At 60.7% G+C, this 20268-nt stretch carries 13 protein-coding genes; 10 read left to right on the plus strand and 3 right to left on the minus strand.

The genetic code is table 11. The features are described from left to right. Positions 1 to 73: 73 nt before the first annotated feature. Genes ATU_RS18485 through ATU_RS18530 form a run of 10 tightly spaced genes read left to right on the plus strand, consistent with a single transcriptional unit; the run spans position 74 to position 10976 of the window. Positions 74 to 1126, plus strand: a complete 1053-nt coding sequence (locus tag ATU_RS18485) for a Gfo/Idh/MocA family protein (protein ID WP_035258866.1) — start codon at positions 74 to 76, stop codon at positions 1124 to 1126. Continuing rightward, positions 1119 to 2135: a Gfo/Idh/MocA family protein gene (locus ATU_RS18490; RefSeq protein WP_010973464.1), complete on the plus strand. Its 1017-nt coding sequence runs from the start codon at positions 1119 to 1121 to the stop codon at positions 2133 to 2135. The genes ATU_RS18485 and ATU_RS18490 overlap by 8 nt, the downstream gene beginning before the upstream one ends. Continuing rightward, positions 2132 to 3205: a Gfo/Idh/MocA family protein gene (locus tag ATU_RS18495; RefSeq protein ID WP_010973465.1), complete on the plus strand. Its 1074-nt coding sequence runs from the start codon at positions 2132 to 2134 to the stop codon at positions 3203 to 3205. Before ATU_RS18490 ends, ATU_RS18495 begins: the two co-directional genes overlap by 4 nt. Positions 3206 to 3227: 22 nt before the next feature. Continuing rightward, complete coding sequence (locus ATU_RS18500) at positions 3228 to 4499, plus strand: ABC transporter substrate-binding protein (protein ID WP_010973466.1); 1272 nt, start codon at positions 3228 to 3230, stop codon at positions 4497 to 4499. 57 nt (positions 4500 to 4556) lie between these two features. Continuing rightward, positions 4557 to 5525, plus strand: coding sequence for a carbohydrate ABC transporter permease (locus ATU_RS18505; protein WP_006313660.1), 969 nt, complete (start codon positions 4557 to 4559; stop codon positions 5523 to 5525). Then, complete coding sequence (locus tag ATU_RS18510; RefSeq protein WP_035258869.1) at positions 5518 to 6561, plus strand: carbohydrate ABC transporter permease; 1044 nt, start codon at positions 5518 to 5520, stop codon at positions 6559 to 6561. The genes ATU_RS18505 and ATU_RS18510 overlap by 8 nt, the downstream gene beginning before the upstream one ends. A 22-nt stretch (positions 6562 to 6583) precedes the next feature. Beyond that, positions 6584 to 7663, plus strand: a complete 1080-nt coding sequence (locus ATU_RS18515) for an ABC transporter ATP-binding protein (RefSeq protein WP_010973468.1) — start codon at positions 6584 to 6586, stop codon at positions 7661 to 7663. A 37-nt stretch (positions 7664 to 7700) separates the two neighbouring features. Beyond that, complete coding sequence (araD, locus tag ATU_RS18520; RefSeq protein ID WP_010973469.1) at positions 7701 to 9425, plus strand: L-arabinonate dehydratase; 1725 nt, start codon at positions 7701 to 7703, stop codon at positions 9423 to 9425. Between the two features lie 9 nt (positions 9426 to 9434). Continuing rightward, positions 9435 to 10232, plus strand: coding sequence for an NAD-dependent epimerase/dehydratase family protein (locus ATU_RS18525; RefSeq protein WP_010973470.1), 798 nt, complete (start codon positions 9435 to 9437; stop codon positions 10230 to 10232). 33 nt (positions 10233 to 10265) lie between these two features. Further along, positions 10266 to 10976, plus strand: a complete 711-nt coding sequence (locus tag ATU_RS18530) for a ribonuclease activity regulator RraA (protein ID WP_010973471.1) — start codon at positions 10266 to 10268, stop codon at positions 10974 to 10976. A 108-nt stretch (positions 10977 to 11084) separates the two neighbouring features. On the opposite strand, the gene ATU_RS18535 is transcribed toward ATU_RS18530, so the two are convergent. The 3 genes from ATU_RS18535 to ATU_RS18545 form a co-directional block, all read right to left on the minus strand. Continuing rightward, entirely contained in the window at positions 11085 to 16280 is a 5196-nt protein-coding gene (locus ATU_RS18535; protein ID WP_010973472.1) for a beta strand repeat-containing protein, read from the minus strand. A gap of 215 nt (positions 16281 to 16495) precedes the next feature. Further along, positions 16496 to 17653 (minus strand): UDP-galactopyranose mutase, encoded by a 1158-nt coding sequence (gene glf, locus ATU_RS18540; RefSeq protein ID WP_010973473.1) that lies wholly within the window; start codon positions 17651 to 17653, stop codon positions 16496 to 16498. A 101-nt stretch (positions 17654 to 17754) separates the two neighbouring features. After that, positions 17755 to 19800 carry an O-linked N-acetylglucosamine transferase, SPINDLY family protein gene (locus ATU_RS18545; protein WP_010973474.1) on the minus strand — a complete coding sequence of 682 codons (2046 nt, stop codon included), beginning with the start codon at positions 19798 to 19800 and terminating at the stop codon, positions 17755 to 17757. Positions 19801 to 20268: the final 468 nt, after the last annotated feature.

The raw sequence follows: 20268 nt of genomic DNA on the forward strand, positions 1-20268 counted from the left end.
CCGGAACACAAGTCTGTTGACAACCGGCATACCGGTATGCAATTGATCGCGCATTGGGAAGGAGGCTCCCGAAATGCAAAATATCAAGACCTGCGTCATCGTTGGTGCCGGAATGGTGGCGAAGACGCATGTGCTCGCCTGTGCGGCAAGTTCAGAAAAAATTCGTCTGAAGGGTATCGTCGATGGCGGTTCCGGGCGCGCCAAGGCATTGGCTGCCGAAGCGTCGAAACACGCCGGATATGAAGTTGCGGTTTATTCTTCGATTGAAGATGCAGCGCGCGATGCGGATGTCGATTTCGCTATCATCGCGACGCCGCCAAATGCCCGCATCGATATCGTCGGACAGCTCGCGAAAGCCGGCAAACACATTCTGATGGAAAAGCCCGTCGCCCGTAACACTGAAGAAGCCGATGGTATCGTCGCCCTCTGTCGCGACGCGGGCGTTACGCTCGGCATCATCTTCCAGCATCGCATGCGGGCGGCATCGCAAAAAGCCCGTGAACTGGTCGACGGCGGAACGCTCGGAGCACTGGGTCTTTGCGAAATTTCCGTGCCGTGGTGGCGCGCCCAGTCCTATTACGACGAACCCGGCCGCGGCACTTTGGCACGCGACGGCGGCGGTGTTCTGATCTCCCAGGCCATCCATACCATCGATCTCGCATTGAGTCTGACGGGTCCTGTCGCCCGCGTTCAGGCCATGGCGGCAACGACGCGTTTCCATCGCATGGAAACCGAAGATTATGTTTCTGCCGGCCTGCGCTTCAAGAATGGCGCCGTCGGTTCTCTGGTGGCGAGCACGGCAAGTTTTCCCGGTGCGGCTGAATCGATCCTGCTCCACTTCGACAATGCCAGCCTGCGGCTCGCTTCGGGTCTGTTGCATCTCGACTGGCGCGATGGCCGGCAGGAGACTTTTGGCGGCGCGGCCGCCGGCACGGGCGGCGGCGCCGACCCTATGGCTTTCACGCATGAATGGCATAAGGGCGTCTTCGATGATTTCGCAGACGCCATCTCTTCAGGACGCCCGCCGGTCGTCACCGGCGAAGCGGCTCTTTTGTCTCACAGATTGATCGACGCGATCATCAACTCGGCCGACACCGGCAAGGAAGTGGAACTGCAGGATGACTAAAGCAATCAAGTTCGTCGCTCTGGGTATTGAGCATCGGCATATTTTCGGCATGGCCCAGAACCTGCTGGATGCCGGCGCGGAATTTGCCGGCTGGTGGACAGAAGGCGAGCCCGATGTCGTGGAAGGCTTCGTCAAGCGCTTCCCGGATGTGCCGCGCGCAGCATCGAAAGAGGCGCTGCTGGCAGATGGCAGCATCGATCTCGTTGTCATCGCTGATATTCCGTCCAAGCGTGCCGATCTCGCGATTGCCGCCATGGAAGCCGGCAAGGACGTCATGTCCGACAAGCCCGGTTGCACCACCTTCGAACAGCTGGATCGTCTTCGCCAGACCGTGGCGAAGACCAAGCGCATCTGGACCGTCGATTTCTCCGAGCGGTTTGAAGTTCCAAGCGTGACCAAGGCGGCTGAACTCGTCGCGCAGGGCGCCATCGGCCGCGTCATCCAGACCGTCGGTCTCGGCCCGCATCGTCTGAACCGCCAGATCCGTCCGACTTGGTTCTTCGAGCGCGAAGCTTACGGCGGCATCCTTACCGATATCGCCAGCCACCAGATCGATCAGTTCATGTTCTTTACGGGTTCGACCGAGGTCGAGATCGTGTCCGCCACCGTTGCCAACTATGCCAACCCTCACGATCCGGGCCTGCAGGATTTCGGCGAAGTCGTGCTGCGCGGCGACAAGGGCCACGGCTATATCCGCGTCGACTGGTATACGCCGGATGCGCTGCCGACCTGGGGCGACGGCCGCCTGACCATCCTCGGCACCGAGGGTTACATCGAACTGCGTAAATACGTCGATGTCGGCAATAGCGAAGGCACGGACCGCCTCGTTCTCGTGAATGGCGATCGCTGCGAATATATCGATGCTTCCGGTGCAGGCCTGCCCTATTTCGGTCTCGTGTGCGACGACATCCGTAACCGCACGGAAACGGCGATGACGCAGGAACACGTCTTCAAGGTTTGCGATCTGTCGCTGCAGGCACAGGCCAAGGCTGAGGGAGCATCGAAATGATCGGTGTAGCCATCATTGGCGCCGGCATCGGCGCCCAGCATCTGACCGGTTATCGGGCCCTGCCGAAGCGCTTCGTCGTCAAGGCGATCTGCGATCTCGACCTGGAGCGCGCCCGCTCCGTTGCCGGCGATGATACCTCCATCCGCCTGACCACCGATCTCGACGAGGTTCTGGCAGATGAGAGCATTCAGCTCATTGACGTCTGCCTGCCGCCGCACCTGCATTTCCCGGTGACGCTGAAGGCGCATGCGGCGGGCAAGGACGTGGTTTGCGAAAAGCCGCTCGTCCGCTCGCTGGAAGAGGCAAATGCGCTGATCGACTCCGTCAAGAAGACCGGGCGCAGTGTGTTTCCGGTCTTCCAGTACCGTTTCGGACAGGCCATGCGGCAGCTGCGCGCGCTGATCGACGCCGGCCTTGCCGGCAAGGCCTTCGTCGCGAGCTCGGAAGTCCACTGGAACCGTGGCGCCAGCTATTACGACATTCCATGGCGCGGTACGTGGAAGGGTGAGTGCGGCGGCGCGATCCTCGGCCACGCCATCCACGCCCATGATCTTCTCTGCCACGTTCTTGGTCCGGTCGATGAAGTGTTCGCCATGGCCGACACGCGCGTCAATACGATCGAAACCGAAGACTGCGCAGCCCTCAGCTTCCGCATGAAAAGCGGTGCCCTGGCGACGAGTTCTGTTACACTCGGCGCGGCCGAAGACACGTCGCGCCTGCGTTTCTGCTTTGAAGGTTTCACCGCCGAAAGCGGCACCTTGCCCTATCGCCCGGCTGAAGACACATGGCGTTTCATCGCCCGTGCACCGACGACGCAGGATCAGATCGACGCCGTTCTGGCAACAGTGGCTGATGGCGAAAACGGCTTCGCCGGTTTTGTCGAAGCCATTGCCGACGCGATGGAAGGATGTGGCGGCAAGGAAGTGACTGTTAATGACGGTTTGCAATCGATCGAACTCGTCACCGCCATCTATCGCTCGGTCCGGGAAGGAAAGCCGGTTCGCCTGTCCGACGCTGCCGAAGGCGAGTGGATCAAGGGCTGGGCTCCGCGCGCATCCGCCAACGCATAATCATCTAACGGGAGGAAACCAGATGACCAGAAAATACAGCATGGCATTGGCGCTCGCCCTGGGCGCGGCGTCCTTTGCAGGCGTCGCTCAGGCGGCCCAGGAAGTGCGCTTTACCTGCGCTTATGACGGAAACGGCTGCGAAATCCTCAAGGACATTCTCGCGCGTTACGAAAAGCAGCATCCGGACGTCAAGATCGTCACCGACGTCGTGCCCTACAAGGCGCTGCTGGAAGGCCTGCCCGTTCAGCTCGCCGGCGGCAGCGGCCCGGATTTCGCGACGGTGACCGACCTTGGTGGTCTCAACCGCTATTATCTCGATCTCACGCCCTATGTGGACGCGAAATATTGGGAAGACAATTTCTCGAACGTGCTGAAATGGTACCGCAGCGGCCCTGACGACAAGGGCATCTACGGCATGCATACCCAGCTCACCATCACCGGTGCCTTTATCAACCGCACCCTGTTCGATCAGGCCAATGTGGCCGTCCCCGGCAAGGATGCGACGCTGGACGATTGGGCAAAAGCTGCCAATGCCGTGGCCAAGGCGACCGGCACGCCTTATCCGATGGCAATCGACCGCTCCGGTCACCGCATTGCCGGCCCGGCCATCTCTTATGGCGCGAAGATTTTCGATGCCGACGGCAAGCCGATCCTGGTCGATGAAGGCTTCACCACTTTCGTGAAGAAATTCGTGGAGTGGAACAAGGACGGCACCATGGCGCGTGACGTCTGGGCCGGGCAGGGCGGCAATACCTATCGCGACGCCGCGCAGGAATTCATCAACGGCCAGCTGGTCTATTATTATTCCGGCAGCTGGCAGACCGCGCGCTTCGACAGCCAGGTGGGCGATGCGTTCGACTGGGAAGTCGTGCCGCAGCCCTGCGGTGGCGCTGCCTGCACCGGCATGCCTGGTGGTACCGGCATCGTTGGCTTCAAGCAGACCAAGAACCCGAAGATCGTTGCCGATATCCTGAACTTCATGGCGCAGGACGAGAACTATCTCGACTTTACGGTTCGCACCCGCAACGTTCCGGCCAACAAGTCCGTGGCCGACAAGGGCGTGACCTATACCGGCGCAACGCCTGCGACGCAGAAGGCCATGAATGTCTGGCTCGACCAGATCCCCAGCCTCAGCCCGATTGCCTATGCCTATCAGGGCTACAAGAACAACCGCGCCATGTTCAACATCTCCGTCCAGCGCATCACGCAGGCCATCGTCGGTGAAAGCACCGTTGATGAAGCCATGGCCCGCGCGAAGACGGACCTTGAGGAAGCGTTGAAACAGGCGAAGTGATCCATCGCCTTCCGGCGTGGCGCATGCCGCGCCGCGCCGGATCGAAGGAGGACCCTCATGTATAAATTTCTTGCGCCCGTCATGGGCATCGTCGAATTGCCCTTTGCCTTCCTGCAGAAGGTTCTCGGCCACCGGCGGATCGCCTGGGTGTTTCTGACACCCAACCTGATCCTGTTCGCGGTCTTCGCCTTTCTGCCGATCGCGCTGAACATGGCCTATTCCGTAACCGGCAGCGAACACATCTTGCTTTCGGAGCGCCCTTCCGTGGGCGGCGAAAACTTTTCGGTCCTTCTTTCCTGTCAGAATTACCTTGATCCCAATTCCTGTCAGCGCGACCTGTTCTGGCGCTCCGTCTGGAACACGCTGTTTTTCGTCGTGCTGCAGGTGGGTTTCATGGTCGGCTTTTCGCTGATCACGGCCGTCGTGCTTAACCGCGATATCCGGGCGCGCGGCTTTTTCCGTGCGGTGTTCTTCTTCCCGGTTCTGCTGTCGCCCGTCGTGGTCGCGCTGATCTGGAAATGGATTCTCCAGCGTTTCGGCGTTCTCAATGCGGCGATGGAGGGGCTCGGCCTCGGCTCGGTGGACTGGCTGCTTGAAGCCAATCTTGCCTTCGGCTGGTCCGTCTTCCTGTCGGTATGGGCGCATATGGGCTTCTATACGCTCATTCTTCTCGCCGGCCTGCAGGCGATCCCGCGTGATGTCTATGAGGCGGCGCAGCTCGACAAGGCAAGCCCATGGCGCATCTTCCGGCGCATCACCCTGCCGCTGCTCGCACCCACCATGCTTGTCGTTCTCGTCCTGTCGCTCATCAAGGGCGTGCAGACCTTCGATGAAGTCTTTGCCTTCACGGGTGGCGGCCCGGGTTCGGCGACCACCTTTATCATTCAGTTCATCTATCAGACCGGCTTTGCCGGGACGCCCCGCAATTTCGGCCTTGCGGCTGCCGCTTCGCTGCTGCTCGCCGTGGTGCTCGTGGTGCTGACCGCCCTGCAATTCCGGGCAAACAGGAGCAAGGTCGATGGCTAGGATTGGCGCATTTCTGACCCGTACCCGCGGCCGCAACGGCAAGCTGCACTGGACCGACTGGCTGTCCTACGCCTATCTTGGCGTGGCCGTGCTGATGATGTTCGGTCCCGTCGTCTGGCTCTTGCTCTCTTCGTTCAAGACGGAAGCCGATCTCCAGCGCTTCCCGCCGCGCCTTTTGCCCTATAGCCAGGAAACCGTTGTTGTGGATGGGCAGGCGGCGCCGCTGCCGGCCTATGTCGACAAGGACGGTCGCACGTTCGGCATGATCAGACGCATCGGCCTCGTGGCCCAGGTGGTCGATCCCGCCAAGCCCGCGGAAGTGCTGAAAATGCAGTTCAACGAGCTGAAGCCGGCCGAAAAAGTGGCGCTTGCGACGGAAAACTACACCGAGCTTTTCCAGCGTTTCAATTTCCCGCTTTATTTCTGGAACTCGACCTTCATCACGGTGACCTCCACCCTCATCATGCTGATCGTCAATTCCATGGCGGCCTTCGCGCTCTCGAAATACGAGTTCAAGGGCAGGGGTGTGGTGCTGGCGCTGGTCGTCGGCACATTGATGATCCCGCAGACCGTGGTGCTCGTGCCGCTGTTTCTCATCACCAGCCAGCTCGGTCTGATCAACAGTCTCTGGGGCGTCATCATTCCGGGCGCTGCGACACCGACCGGCGTCTTCCTGCTCCGGCAATATATGCTGACGATCCCGGATGAAATCCTCGATGCGGCACGCATGGACAAGGCCAGCGAGTGGAAGATTTACTGGCGGATCATCCTGCCGCTCTCGGCCCCGGCGCTTGCTGTTCTGGCGATCCTCGCGATCATGTGGCGCTGGAACGATTTCCTCTGGCCACTGATCGTGCTGACCCGCAACGACAACTTCACCCTGCAGCTGGCGCTCAATTCCTTCCAGGGGGAGATGACGACGGAATGGAGCAACCTTCTGGCCATGACGGTGCTGACACTCGCCCCGATCGCGCTGGTCTTCATGTTCCTGCAAAAATACATCGCCACCGGCATTGCATCGACTGGCGGCAAATAATCCTCAGGGAGGAAATACGACAATGGCAAGTATTCAGCTTCGTCAGGTCAAAAAGACATATGGTGCCCTCGATGTGATCAAGGGTGTCGATCTCGATATCAAGCACGGCGAATTCTGCGTCTTCGTCGGCCCTTCCGGTTGCGGCAAGTCGACCCTGCTGCGGATGATCTCTGGTCTCGAGGAACTGAGCGGCGGCGATATCGTCATCGGCGGCGACGTGGTCAACACTGTGCCGGCTGCGGATCGTGGCCTTGCCATGGTGTTCCAGTCCTATGCCCTCTACCCGCATATGACCGTGCGCGAAAACCTCTCCTTCGGACTTGAGAATATCGGCACCCCCAAAAAGGACATCGCCGAGAAGGTCACCCAGGTCGCCAAGATGCTGCAGATCGACCAGCTGCTGGAGCGTCGCCCGAAGGACCTGTCGGGTGGTCAGCGCCAGCGCGTCGCCATCGGCCGCGCCGTGGTGCGCGAGCCGCGTGTATTCCTCTTCGACGAGCCGCTTTCCAACCTCGATGCGGAGCTGCGCGTCGATATGCGCGGCGAGATTTCCAACCTGCACCGGCGGCTCGGCAATACCATGATCTATGTGACGCATGATCAGGTGGAGGCCATGACCATGGCCGACAAGATCGCCGTTTTGCGCGCCGGCAAGCTTGAACAGTTCGGCGTGCCGCTTGATCTGTATAACCGCCCGGCCAATATTTTCGTGGCAGGCTTCATCGGTTCGCCGAAGATGAACTTCTTTGCCGGCGAAGTAACGTCGGATGCAACGCCGTCCCTGAAGATCGCCACCGGCGAACTGATCCCCCTGCCGCAGACCGGTTTTGCCTACAAGTCCGGCCAGAAAGTGACACTCGGCATCCGTCCGAACCACGTGCAGGCGGGTGGCGAAGGTGCACTGACCATGTCGGTGCGCACCGCCGAACAGCTGGGCGGTGAATCCTATCTTTACGGCACTCTGGGTGATGGCACCCGGGTGACGTTGCATCTTTCCGGCCAGACCTCGACATCGGCAGACGAAGTCATCCGCCTGTCGGCGCCGCTGGAACACATCCATCTTTTCGATACGACGAGCGGGCTGACGCTCCGGCAGGACTGACAGCCTCAGGCGCAACCCGCAACGCAGGACCATTGACATGACCGATAAAAAACTCCGCTCCGACCGCTGGTTCGCACCTGACGACCTGCGCAGCTTCGGCCACCGCTCGCGCATGATGCAGCTTGGTTATGCGGAGGAGGATTTTGTCGGCAAACCCGTCATCGGTATCCTCAACACCTGGTCAGAGCTGAATACCTGTCATTCGCATTTCCCGGAACGGGTGAAGGATGTGAAACGCGGCGTGCTGCAGGCCGGCGGCTTCCCCGTCGAAATGCCGTCGCTCTCGGTGGACGAGAGCTTCACCAAGCCGACATCGATGCTTTACCGTAATATGTTGGCCATGGAGACGGAGGAGATGATCCGCTCTCATCCGCTCGACGGCGTGGTGCTGATGGGTGGTTGCGACAAGACGACACCCGGCCTCGTCATGGGGGCGATCTCCGCCGGTGTTCCGATGATCTATTTGCCGGCCGGCCCGATGTTGAGCGGAAATTATGCCGGCAAGGTGCTGGGTTCCGGTTCGGACGCCTGGAAATATTGGGATGAGCGCCGTGCCGGTAACGTCACGGACGAAGAATGGCGTGGCGTGCAGGGCGGTATCGCCCGCTCCGCCGGCGTGTGCATGACCATGGGCACGGCCTCGACCATGACGGCCATTGCCGACGCACTTGGCATCACGCTGCCCGGCGCCTCTTCAATTCCGGCGGTGGATTCCGAACATCAGCGCATGTCCGCAGCTTGTGGCCGCCGCATTGTCGAGATGGTTTCGGAAGATCTGACACCGGACCATATCCTCACGGCGGCAGCTTTCCGCAACGCGGCCATCGTCGCGATGGCGACGGGTTGTTCCACCAATGCCGTCGTCCACCTCATCGCCATGGCGCGCCGCGCCGGTGTACCGATGACGCTGGATGAACTGGACGAACTTGGTCGCGTTACGCCGCTCATCGCCAATGTCCGCCCCTCCGGCAAGGACTATCTGATGCAGGACTTCTTTTACGCCGGCGGTCTGAGGGCGCTGATGAAGCAGCTGGAAAGTCGTCTCGACTGTTCCGTACTGACCGTGACCGGCCGCAGCATGGGCGAAAATCTCGAAGGTGCGAAGGTCTATAATGACGACGTCATCCGCTCGCTCGATAATCCTGTTTATGCGGAAGGATCGCTTGCGGTGCTGCGTGGCAATCTCTGCCCTGACGGCGCCGTCATCAAGCCAGCGGCCTGCGATCCAAAACTGCATGTGCATCAGGGCCCGGCGCTGGTGTTTGACAGCTACCCCGAGATGAAAGCCGCCATTGACGATGAGAATCTCGATGTAACGCCCGACCATGTGCTGGTGCTGCGTAATGCCGGTCCGCTCGGCGGTCCGGGCTTTCCGGAATGGGGCATGTTGCCTATCCCAAAGGCGCTGATCAAAAAGGGTCATCGCGATATGCTTCGTATTTCCGATGCCCGCATGTCCGGCACGTCCTACGGTGCCTGCGTGCTGCACGTTGCGCCGGAAAGCTTCGTCGGCGGCCCGCTGGCGCTCCTGAGAACCGGCGATATCGTGCGCCTCGACCTGCCGCAGCGTCGCCTCGACATGCTGGTCAGCGAAGAGGAAATCGCTCGTCGCCGGGCGGCGTGGCAGGCGCCGGCACCACGGTATGAACGCGGCTACGGTTATCTTTTCTCCAAGCACGTCACCCAGGCCGATCAAGGCTGCGACTTCGACTTCCTGCAGACGGATTTCGGCCGCACCGCCGGCGAGCCCGATATTTTCTAAGGACGCGACATGTTGAAGCGATTGCTCATCACCGGTGCCGGCGGCAAGCTGGGCAGCATGCTGCGCGGACGGCTTGGCCATGTCGCCCAGACCATCCGTCTTTCGGACGTCGTTGACCTCGGTTCGGCCTCACCTCACGAGGAGCTCGTTTCCTGTGCGCTCGAAGACGAGCAGGCGGTGCACGATCTCGTCAAGGGTTGCGACGGCATCGTCCATCTCGGCGGTGTGTCCGTCGAGAGAGCCTTCGATCCTATAGAGGCGGCCAATCTGCGTGGGGTCTACAATCTCTATGAGGCGGCACGGCTGAACGGCATGCCGCGCATTCTTTTCGCTTCCAGCAACCACACGATCGGTTATTATCCGCAGGGTCAGCAGCTTGCCCCTGATACGCCCTTTCTGCCTGACGGTCTTTATGGCGTCTCGAAGATTTTCGGCGAGGCGATGGCGAGCCTCTACCATTCCAAATTCGGCCAGGAGACGGCGATTGTCCGCATCGGCTCCTGCGAAGAGAAACCTTCCAACTGGCGGATGTTGTCCACCTGGCTCAGCCACGGCGACTTCGTCTCGCTGATCGAGGCCACATTCCGTGCACCGAAACTCGGATGCCCGGTCATCTGGGGTGTTTCGGCCAATGACGACAGTTGGTGGGACAATTCCCATGTTGATTTTCTCGGCTGGCAGCGGCGCGACAATGCCGCAGATTACCGTGCGGAAATCGAACGCGATGTGTCGCGCCCCGACCCGGAGGCCGCGATCGCGAAATATCAGGGCGGCATCTTCATCGATGAGCCCATTCACAGGACTTGAAACACATTATTCGGCCATTGCGAGGAGACAGACATGAACAATGAAACGCGCGAAAAACTGTTGACGATTTCCGTCGCCACGCTGGCGACGGCGCTTTACAAGCGCGGCCTGCGCAACCAGGTCATCCAGGGCGTGCGCCCGCTGGGTTACAAGGGCAAGAATATGGTTGGCCCGGCCTTTACCCTGCGTTACATGCCGGCCCGCGAGGATCGCAACCAGCTGGTGGAATTCCGCAATCCCGCCCATCCGCAACGCGTCGCCATCGAAACCTGCCCGCCCGGCCATGTGCTTGTCATGGACAGCCGCAAGGACCCCTCCGCCGCCTCGGCAGGCGATATTCTGGTCACGCGCCTGATGGTTCGCGGTGGTGCGGGCATCGTTTCCGATGGCGGTTTCCGGGATGCGGCCACCATTGCCGAGCTGGATATTCCGGCCTACCACACCCGGCCTTCCAGCCCCACCAACCTCACCAAACACGAGGCGATCGAGATCAACGGCCCGATCGGCTGCGGCGACGCGCCGGTTTTCCCCGGGGACATCATCGTCGGCGATGCGGATTGCGTCATCGTCATCCCCGCCGGCATTGCCGATGAAGTGGCGACGGAAGCGGTGGAAATGACGGCTTACGAAGATTTCGTGGTGGAACAGGTCAAGGCCGGCCAGACGATCATCGGCCTTTACCCCTGCACCAAGGAAGAGCATCAGGTCGCCTTTGCCGCATGGCGCAAACAGCACGGACGCTGATCGTTCTCAAAGTTGGTCGCATTGACGGGCGTCCCTTGCGGTGACGCCCGTTTCCTTTTTTAGCGTTTCGCGAACAATCCCGTCCGCCGTATCTGGGAAAAGGACCGCTCAGACATCAAGATAAGACAGGATGGCTGAGGCGACGTCGGACGAGTCCTGCGCCGTGGTCGACGTGCCGACCGATCCGCTGGTATTGCCGGTACTATCTTGCGCCGAAGACGTCGCCGCCGCGGGGGTCGAGAGGAAGGAAGCGATCTCCTGCACGGAGCTGTTGGCCGGCTTGCTGCTGTTCAACGCGGTAACCTGAGCCGATGTCATGGCCGCGATCTGGCCGGGCGTGAAGGCTGCGGCCTGGGAAGTCGTGAGGCCTGCGAGTGTGCTGGTGCTCAATCCCGGGATCGCGCTTGAACTCAAGCTGATGATCTGTTCGGCGGAAAATGTCGTGAGGTCGTCTGCACCAAGCGCGGCCGCCTGCCTTGCGCTGAGGGCGCTGACCTGGGATGTCGACAATGCGCCGATTTGTGCAGCATCCATTGCCGCGATCTGGCCGTAGCTCAGTGACGCCACCTGGCCTGTCGTCAGAGCGGCGATCGACTCTGAAGACAGGGAAGCGACGACGCTGTTGGACAAGCCCCTGATGGCCGTTGAACTGATTGCAGCAAGTTCGCCGCTGGAGAATGTTCCCATATCCTCCAGTGTCAGCCCGGCCAGCCCGGATGAGCTCAATGCGGTGATCTGGCTGGTGGACAGGGCTTCGATCCTGTCCTTACCAAGGGCATCGACCTGCTCGCTGGTCAATCCGGAGACGCCTGCGGTACTCAGGGCGGCAACTTCTGCCGTGGAAAGCGCGGCGATAAAGTTCGTGGACAGCCCCTTTATCGCGCCCGCGCCAATCGCCGCGAGTTCATCCGGCGAGAAGGTCTCGAGCATGTCGGTAGACAGTCCCTGAAGTGCATCCGAAGTCAACGCCGCAATCTGACGGGTGGACAGGGCTTCGACCTGTTCGACGCTCAGCGCGCCTGCCTGCGCGCTGCCAAGGCCCGCGACAGCCTTGGCGTCGAGAGCGGCGATCTGGCCTTTCGTCAGCGCGGCAATGCCGGTCGCGCTGAGGGCTGCAACCTGTCTGGAGGTGAGGGCGCCAATTTGTGCGCTGGTGAGGCCGTTCAACTGGCCGGTGCCGAGGGCCACAATCTGGTCGGTGGTAAGGCCCGATACGGCCGCGGTTCCGAGGGCCGCGATTTGCGCCGTCGTCAGGGAGGCGATGGTCGACGCCGACAGGCCTGCGACCGCACTGGAGCCAATCGAGGCGATTTCGGCGGTGGTGAAGATATCAAGATCATCGGCACCGAGGGCCGCAATCTGTTTCGAACTCAGGGCCGCGATCTGGACGCTGGTCAGGGCTTCGACCTGACTGGTGCTCAAGGCCGCGATCTGATCCGTGGTGAGGCCCGCCACGCCCGCTGTGCTGAGAGCGGCTATCTGGGCTGATGAAAGCGAGCCGATGCCGGAAACGCTGAGTGCCGTCACCTGTTTGGAGGTGAGGGCGCCGATCTGCGCATTGGTGAGGGCGTCGACCTGGCCGGTGCCGAGGGCGGCGATCTGGTCGGTGGTGAGGCCGGATACGGCCGCCGCGCCGAGGGCCGCGATCTGCGCCGTCGTCAGGGATGCGATGGTCGATGCCGGCAGGCCGGAGATTGCACCAGAACCGATCGCGGCCATTTCCGCGGTGGTGAAGATAGCCAGATCGTCGGCGCTGAGAGCCGCAATCTGTTTCGAATTCAGGGCCGCGATCTGGGCACTGGTCAGGGCCTCGACCTGGCTGATGCTCAAGGCGGCGATCTGATCCGTGGTGAGGCCTGCCACGCCTGCGGCGCCGATGGCGGCTATCTGTGCCGCTGAAAGCGAGGCAATATCGGTCACCTCAAGTGCCGCAACCTGCTTTGAGGTGAGGGCGCTGATCTGGGCATTGGTGAGGACGTTGACCTGTTCGCTTGTCAGGCCTGCGATCTGTCCGGTGCCCAAACCGCTGATGCCGGCCGAACTCAGCGCGGCGATCTGTGCTGTCGTCAACGATGCGACAGTGTCCCTTGAGAGGCCCGCAACCGCATTCGAACTGAGCGCGGCAATGTCCCCGGTCGAGAAAGTCGCAATGTCGTCTGTGCCGAGAGCGGCGATCTGTTTTGCGCTGAGAGCCGCGATCTGGCCGCTGGTCATCGCCCCGACCTGATCGGTACTCAGGGCGGCGATCTGATCGGTGGTGAGACCTGCCGCACCCGCAGCGCTGAGGGCGGCGATCTGGCCTGTCGACAGTGCCGTGATGTCGCTCACATCAAATGCCGCAACCTGCTTGGAGGTGAGGGCGGCGATCTGGGTATTGGTGAGGACGTTGAGCTGATCACCCGTCAATGCGGCGATCTGCCCCGTGCTCAGCCCGCTGATGCCGGCCATGCTCAGCGCGCCGATCTGGGCTGTCGTCAGCGACGCTACGGTGTCCTTCGATAGGCCGGCGATCGCACTTGAACCGAGCGCGGCCATGTCCCTCGTCGAGAAGGTTGCGATATCGTCCGTGCTCAGGACAGCAAGCTGCGTAGAACTGAGCGCGCCGACCTGAACAGTGGTCAATGCCTCGACCTGAGCCGTTGTCAGGGCCACGATCTGCACGGTGCTGAGCGCCGCGATGCTTCTCACATTCAGTGCGGCGATCTGGCCTGTAGCGAGCGACGCAATGGTCTCCGCGGAGAGGCCTGCAATCGCATCCGAATTGATCGCGGCAATATCCTTGGTCGAGAATGTCGCGATATCATCCGTGCTCAAGGCCGCGATCTGCTTCGAGGTGAGCGCGTTGACCTGCGTGGAGGTCAAGGCCTCCACCTGAGCGGTCGTCAAGGCGGCAATCTGCGCGGTGCTCAGCGCATTGATGCTTTGCGTGTTCAGAGCCGCAATCTGGGCGGTCGTCAGTGAGGCTATTGCCTCCGCCGACAATCCCGCGATCGCACTTGAACTGATCGCAGCGATATCCTTGGTGGTGAATTTTGCCAGATCTTCTGTCCCCAGTTCGGCAATATGCATGGAACTGAAGTTGAGGATCTGCGCACTCGTCAGGGCTTCAACCTGGGCGGTGCTGAATGTCGCCACTTGCTGCTTGCTCAGCCCAGAAATACCCGCGGCGCTCAGGCCGGAAATCTGTGCTGTCGAAAGAGCCGCGACGGCCTCGGTGCCAAGCGCCGCAATTTGTGCCGAGCTCAACATTGCCATCTGCCTGCTCGACAGCCTGGAAATCTGCTCGGTGCTGAGCGCGGCGATCTGGCCGGTTGAAAGTCCGGTCATGCTTGACGTGCTTATGGCCGCGATCTGGGCCATGGAAAGCGATGCGATGTTGCTGGCGCCCATCGCCGTTATCTGTCCCGAGCTGAGAGCCGCGATCTGGGCCGTGGTCAAAGCCGAAAACTGATCGGGGCGCAGGATTGCAATCTGCTCCGGGGTCAGGCCCTTGATGCTTGCCGCACTCAATACGGCGGTCTGGCTGGTGGACAAGGCAGCGACATCGCTACCCAAGGCGGCGACCTGCGTTGAACTCAACGCCTTGATCTGCGTGGTGGACAAAAGGCTGACTTGGCTGCCGCTCAAGGCTTCTACCTGATCGGACGTCAGGCCGGCGATCGCACTGGCGCCGAAGGCGGCGATCTGAGCGGCGGTCAGTGCTGCAATGACATCCGTGTTCAAGCCCGACATGGCCTTACCGGTAATCGCGGCAAGATCAGCGCTCGAGAAGGTCGCGAGATCTTCCACGCTCAGGGCAGCGAGTTGTGTTGAACTCAGCGATTTCACCTGTGTCGGGGAGAGGGCTGCCACCTGACTGGTGCTCAGGGCTTCGATCTGGTCGTCGGTCAGACTGGCGATCGCGCCGGTCGTCAGGGCGGCGATCTGAGCGGTGGTCAGCGCGGCGATTGCGCCGGTGCTCAGGCCTGATATTGCCTTGCCGGCAATCGCCGCAATATCGGCGGTCGAAAATGTCGCGATATCATCCGGGCTCAGGGCTGCAATTTGAGCCGAGTTCAGCAGCTTCACCTGTGCCGCGGAGAGGGCCTCGACCTGCCGGGTGCTGAAGGCTTCGATCTGATCGGCTGTCAGGCTAGCGATCACGCCGGTGCTCAGGGCCGCAATGTGAGTGGCCGACAGGGCCTCGACCTGACCGGCGCTCAGGGCCTGGAACTGTGCCGAACTGAGGGCGTTCAGCTGGGCTGTCGTCAGCGCGGCGATCTGATCCAGCGTCAGAGTACCGATCGCCTCCGTGCTCAGGCGGGGCATGGCTGTGCCCGTGATCGCGGCGATGTCGGCGGTGGAGAATGTTGCGATGTCCTCTGCGCTCAGGACCGCGAGCTGCGACGCAGTCAGCGACCGTACCTGTAACGGTGACAGGGCTTCGACCTGGCTCGTACTCAAGGCCGCGACATGGGTCGTTTTGAGTGCTGCGATCTGCGCTGTCGTCAAGGCGGCTATCTGAGCGGTACTCAGGGCCTCGATCTGCTCGGTCGTCAGGCCGGCAATCGCGCTTGCATTCAGAGCGGCGACGCGATCCGACGTCAGTTCCGCGATTGCCTCGATGCTCAGGCCCGTTATGGCCTTGCCGGTAATAGCAGCGATGTCGGCCGCGGAGAAGGTGGCGATATCGTCTGTGCCGAGGGCAGCGAGCTGAAGCGAGCTCAACACCCTCACCTGGGCAGGGGTCAAGGCTTCCGCCTGCTGCGGGCTCAGGATCGCGATCTGTTCGGTCGTCAGGCTTGCGATCGCGCTGATGTTCAGAGCCGCGATCTGATCCGGGGTAAGTCCTGCGATCACCTCCGTGCCGAGGCCCGGCATGGCTTTGGCCGTGATCGCCGCCATGTCAGCGGTCGAGAAGGTTGCGATATCCTCTGCGCTCAGCGCCGCAAGTTGTGCGGAGCTGAGAACGCGCACCTGGGAAGAGGTCAGGGCTTCTGCCTGATCCGTCGTCAGGGCATGAAACTGGGTGGTCGTCAGCGCGGAAACCTGGCTCGCACTCAGACTTTTGATGGCGTATTGATCGAGAATGTTGAGTTGGTCGAGCGTCAAACCAACAATGGCGCCCTGTGAAATGGCGCTCAGCTGCTGAGAGTTGAGGATTTTCACATCCTCCACATCCAATGCCGCGATCTGATCCGATGAGAGCGCCTTGATCTGCGTTGTGGAGAGTGACGCGACGTCCTCGGTTGTCCAGGCTGCGACCGCCTCTGTCGAGAGATATCTGATCTGATTGACATTCAGGGAAGCAATGATCGACGTCATGTCTGGAAAATCCTAAAGCCCAAGCCTCGACAGATGAATTTCCTGCCCCAGCCCTCGGAAGAGCATCGGTTACTCAGGTCCATCATTTTTCAGATGTTGAGTACGCAATCGGGCTTGCCTGAACCTTAAGTTGCGCTTCCGCCGATCGCCCTTTGCAATATTGAGTTCAGTACAGCAGAGGCTCGGACACCGGCGTGCTCGCCGGCCGATAAATCTCAGACGGGTGAATGCAGAAATGCCGGCATGGAACCGCCCTCTGATCGCCTGGCGAGATAGAGGCGGGCAGTGTCGAGCGCTTCGCGGATGGTCGCATCCATGTCGAGATAACGGTAGGTCCCGAGCCGTCCGACAAAGGTGACCGACGCTTCCCGTTCGGCCCGCGCCACATAGTCGGCGAGCTGTTCTTTATCCTCGACCAGCCGGATCGGATAATAGGGAATGTCCTGTGGGCCGCATTCGCGGGAAAACTCCCGGTAGCAGACGGAGCCGGCATGGTCTTCCCACGGCGAAAAATGCTTGTGTTCGGTGATGCGGGTAAAGGGTACCGACACGTCGCCGTAATTCATCACCGCGCAGCCCTGGTAGTCGCCGTCATAGGTGAACCGTTCGAAGTCGAGCGTCCGGTACGCCAGGCGGCCGAATTCGAAATCGAAATAGCCATCGAGCGGACCGGAGTAAAAGACGTGTCCGGTGGCCGGCGCTTCGGCGCGGTCAAAGCGCGTGCCGAGTTTTACCGTGATATTGGGGTGATCGAGGATGCGCTCGATCATGTCAGTATAACCGCTTTCCGGCATGCCCTGATATTTGTGGAAGAAGTAATTGTCGTCGTAATTGAAGCGCACGGGCAGGCGTTTCAGGATAGAGGCCGGCAGTTCCGTCGGCGAGCAGCCCCATTGCTTTTCGGTATATCCCTTGAAGAAGGCCTCATAGAGATCGCGGCCGACGAAGCGCAGCGCCTGCTCCTCGAAGGTCTGTGGATCGGTGATCGATTTATCGGCCTTGTCCTCGATGAAGGTTCGCGCTTCATCGGGCCGGAAATTCTTGCCGAAGAACTGGTTGATCGTGTGCAGATTGACGGGAAGGGAGTAGACCTGCTCACCGCTCGTCGTTTTGACGCGGTTCTTGTAGGGCATGAAGGTCTGGAAGCTGTTCACGTAGTCCCAGACTTCCCGGTCGTCGGTATGGAAAATATGCGGACCGTAAACATGCACCATGACGCCGGTTTCGCCGTCGCGTTCGGTATGGCAATTGCCGGCAATGTGATCACGGGCATCGATGATGTCGACCAGATGGCCCGCCAGTGCAAGCTCCCGGCCAATGACCGCGCCGGAAAGCCCGGCGCCCACAATGACAATTCTTTCGTCCGCGATCATTGGTAAGTCAGTCCTGTTCATCCATCGCCCCGCGGGCGGTCAAGATTTGCCGGGAGGTGCCGCATGGCATTTGTCCTGGCCGGTGCCGTTTGATGCGGCGCTCAATTGTCCGGGTTCTGCCAGAGGCGGCGGTCATAAGGGATCGGCGCGTAATCGTGCCATTGCCTCAGCTTCTTCAGGTAGCGCTCGCGGTAGCTCTGTTCGTCCTCGAACTCGATGTTTTCCAGCAGCGCTTCCGCACCCGCTTCATAATAAATATCGAGATTGCTGAGATCGGGCACCGGGGTCTCGCCGCGCTCGCATTCGCCCTGCATTTGCCAGAAGAGTTCTTCCAGACGCCGTGCGAGCGCAGGGATATCCCGCAGGACGCTCGTCTCGCGCTGCCGGGCGATCGATTCCCTGACCTCCAGAAGGCTTTGGCGGTCTCGTTCGAAACCGATGGCACGGGCGACATAATCTTCCGGTGAAGAGCAGATCATTTCCGGCACGCCCGCTGCGGTGACAATGCTGCCGCAGAAGCGTGCGGCGAAGGTCTTGCCGTACATGGTGAGGACGGGCAGGCCTGAGGTTATCGCATCCGATGCCGTGGAATGTGCGCCATAGGGGAATGTATCGAGAAACAGATCGGCAAGACCGATGCGGGCAATATGCTGCGGGTTCTGGGCCTTCGGCGCGAAGACGAGCCGCTCGGACGCAACGCCGCTTTTTTCCGCAAGATCTCGCAGGCGTTGATTGACGTCGTCATCACCCGTCAGCAGCCATAGCAGGCTGCCGGGCGTCTCCGACAGGATGGTCATCCATCGTGCGAAGCAGTTTTCGGTGATCTTCTGCATGCCGTTGAAGCTGGCATAAACGAAGGCATCCTCCGGCAGTCCGACGTCGGCCCGGCTCGGCCGGGCGGCGACGGGCCGCTTTCGGTCGAGCGGCTGGTCGCAGGCGATGCGCAGCACCTTCTCGGAATAATAGATTTCGTTCTCCGGCGGGATCATGTAGCCGTCAGAGATCAGATATTGATGGAACGGGCTGCCCATCGATCCGGGGTAACCGCAGAAGCTGACGATGACAGGTGCTGGACGATAGGCGAAGATTTTTGCGCGCGCGTCCTTGGTGTAGCCATTCACGTCGATCAATATATCGATCTCGTCGGCGATGATCTGTGATGCGGCGGTGGCATCGTCCACACCGTGAATATCCCGCCAGCAATGGACTGCGGCCTTGATGCGCTCCTGCGTGCTGTCGGTGCCGCGGACATTGCCGCAATAATAGGCGAAGACCTCGAGGCTGTCCTTGTCATGCAGTTCCAGAACTTCGCAAAGGGCGAAGCCGACGGCGTGATCGCGAAGATCCGATGAGAGGTAACCGACGCGCAGACGCTGACCGGTGCCGGATTTCTGCTTCGGTGATCTTCGCGGAAAGCGGCTGAGGTCCGGACGCGCGCCGATCAGCGTTTTGCTGAGGCGGTAAGCTTTGGCCAGCTGGAACATCGGGTCGTCGGCGTAACAGCTGAGCGTCAGCGACGACATCGCATCGAGCATCTTGCGCGGGGAAATGTGGTTCGAAGGGGCGAGGACCGGCCATTTGCACTGGCGCTGTCGCAACGATGCCCAGTGCTGGCCGGCTTCCGGCAGTTCCGGCCGCAGTTCAAATGCCTGCAGCAAAGCGGTCTCGGCCTCTTCGAGCTTGCCGGCGCCTTCGAGAACCCGGCCCATGTTCTGCAGGGTCATGTGCCGATGGCCGATCGTCTCGGCGTCGACATTTTTCGTCACCTCGGCATAATGCGACCATTGCTCCACCGCGTGGCCGATCAGCCCGGCATCTTCAAGCGCGCGGCCGAGATTGATGTGGCCGGGAGCAAATTCCGGATTGGCCTTCAGACACGCCCGGAACGCCTGTACCGCACCTGCGCGATCGCCCAGCTGGTTGAGCATGACGGCATAGTTGAAATAGGCGAGATGGATCGTCGGGTTATTGTCGTTGAATGCGACCCAGGTCTTGTAAAGCTCTGCCGCAGCGGCCTGCTGGCCGGCGGCATTGAGCGCCTCTGATACGCTCAGCAGATCCATGAGGCTCAACCGTTGGTTCCGCGCGAGATCAAGGGCGCTGGGAGCGGCGGCGTCGTTTGAAGGAGAGACGTGGTTGGCGGTCATGACATCCTGCGGCAAGGCGACAAAGGGTCGAAGATAAAACAGCCTGTTGATGGGCCGTCTTTAGCTATCGCAGATAACTTGCCTGTGGCTGGATGTGTTTAAAGCCGGATTGCTTGCCCGGATCGTCCCCTGGCCCGGAGAGGTGAAATGACCCTCTAGTTAAACGGCGGCTTCCGAAGCGCTGGCGCAGTCATGTGAAGCGATGCCTGCTCACATGTTCTGCGGATGGGGGGTGTTTCATCCCGCCGTTCTCATGATGATTGAAGGATTGATCTAATAAAATTGCCGATCCCCTCACGCATAAAGTATCGGAAAGAAAATACGACGTAATAATCGCCAATCGCTAGGGGTATTTATTGCGGTTTATGGTTAGATAAAACTATCGCGTATTTCGCTGAAAAGATATGCTATTAAAACATTCTGTAAGGTTATTTCAAACGTACCACGACGCGGCTTTTGGCCGCGTCG

This window comes from Agrobacterium fabrum str. C58, from assembly GCF_000092025.1.
GTDB lineage: Bacteria > Pseudomonadota > Alphaproteobacteria > Rhizobiales > Rhizobiaceae > Agrobacterium > Agrobacterium fabrum.

Excerpts from the sequence above, each read along its gene's own strand:
- ATU_RS18485 (WP_035258866.1), top strand. The coding sequence starts at position 74 with ATGCAAAATATCAAGACCTGCGTCATCGTTGGTGCCGGAATGGTGGCG.
- ATU_RS18490 (WP_010973464.1), top strand. The coding sequence starts at position 1,119 with ATGACTAAAGCAATCAAGTTCGTCGCTCTGGGTATTGAGCATCGGCAT.
- ATU_RS18495 (WP_010973465.1), top strand. The coding sequence starts at position 2,132 with ATGATCGGTGTAGCCATCATTGGCGCCGGCATCGGCGCCCAGCATCTG.
- ATU_RS18500 (WP_010973466.1), top strand. The coding sequence starts at position 3,228 with ATGACCAGAAAATACAGCATGGCATTGGCGCTCGCCCTGGGCGCGGCG.
- ATU_RS18505 (WP_006313660.1), top strand. The coding sequence starts at position 4,557 with ATGTATAAATTTCTTGCGCCCGTCATGGGCATCGTCGAATTGCCCTTT.
- ATU_RS18510 (WP_035258869.1), top strand. The coding sequence starts at position 5,518 with ATGGCTAGGATTGGCGCATTTCTGACCCGTACCCGCGGCCGCAACGGC.
- ATU_RS18515 (WP_010973468.1), top strand. The coding sequence starts at position 6,584 with ATGGCAAGTATTCAGCTTCGTCAGGTCAAAAAGACATATGGTGCCCTC.
- araD (WP_010973469.1), top strand. The coding sequence starts at position 7,701 with ATGACCGATAAAAAACTCCGCTCCGACCGCTGGTTCGCACCTGACGAC.
- ATU_RS18525 (WP_010973470.1), top strand. The coding sequence starts at position 9,435 with ATGTTGAAGCGATTGCTCATCACCGGTGCCGGCGGCAAGCTGGGCAGC.
- ATU_RS18530 (WP_010973471.1), top strand. The coding sequence starts at position 10,266 with ATGAACAATGAAACGCGCGAAAAACTGTTGACGATTTCCGTCGCCACG.
- ATU_RS18535 (WP_010973472.1), bottom strand. The coding sequence starts at position 16,280 with ATGACGTCGATCATTGCTTCCCTGAATGTCAATCAGATCAGATATCTC.
- glf (WP_010973473.1), bottom strand. The coding sequence starts at position 17,653 with ATGATCGCGGACGAAAGAATTGTCATTGTGGGCGCCGGGCTTTCCGGC.
- ATU_RS18545 (WP_010973474.1), bottom strand. The coding sequence starts at position 19,800 with ATGACCGCCAACCACGTCTCTCCTTCAAACGACGCCGCCGCTCCCAGC.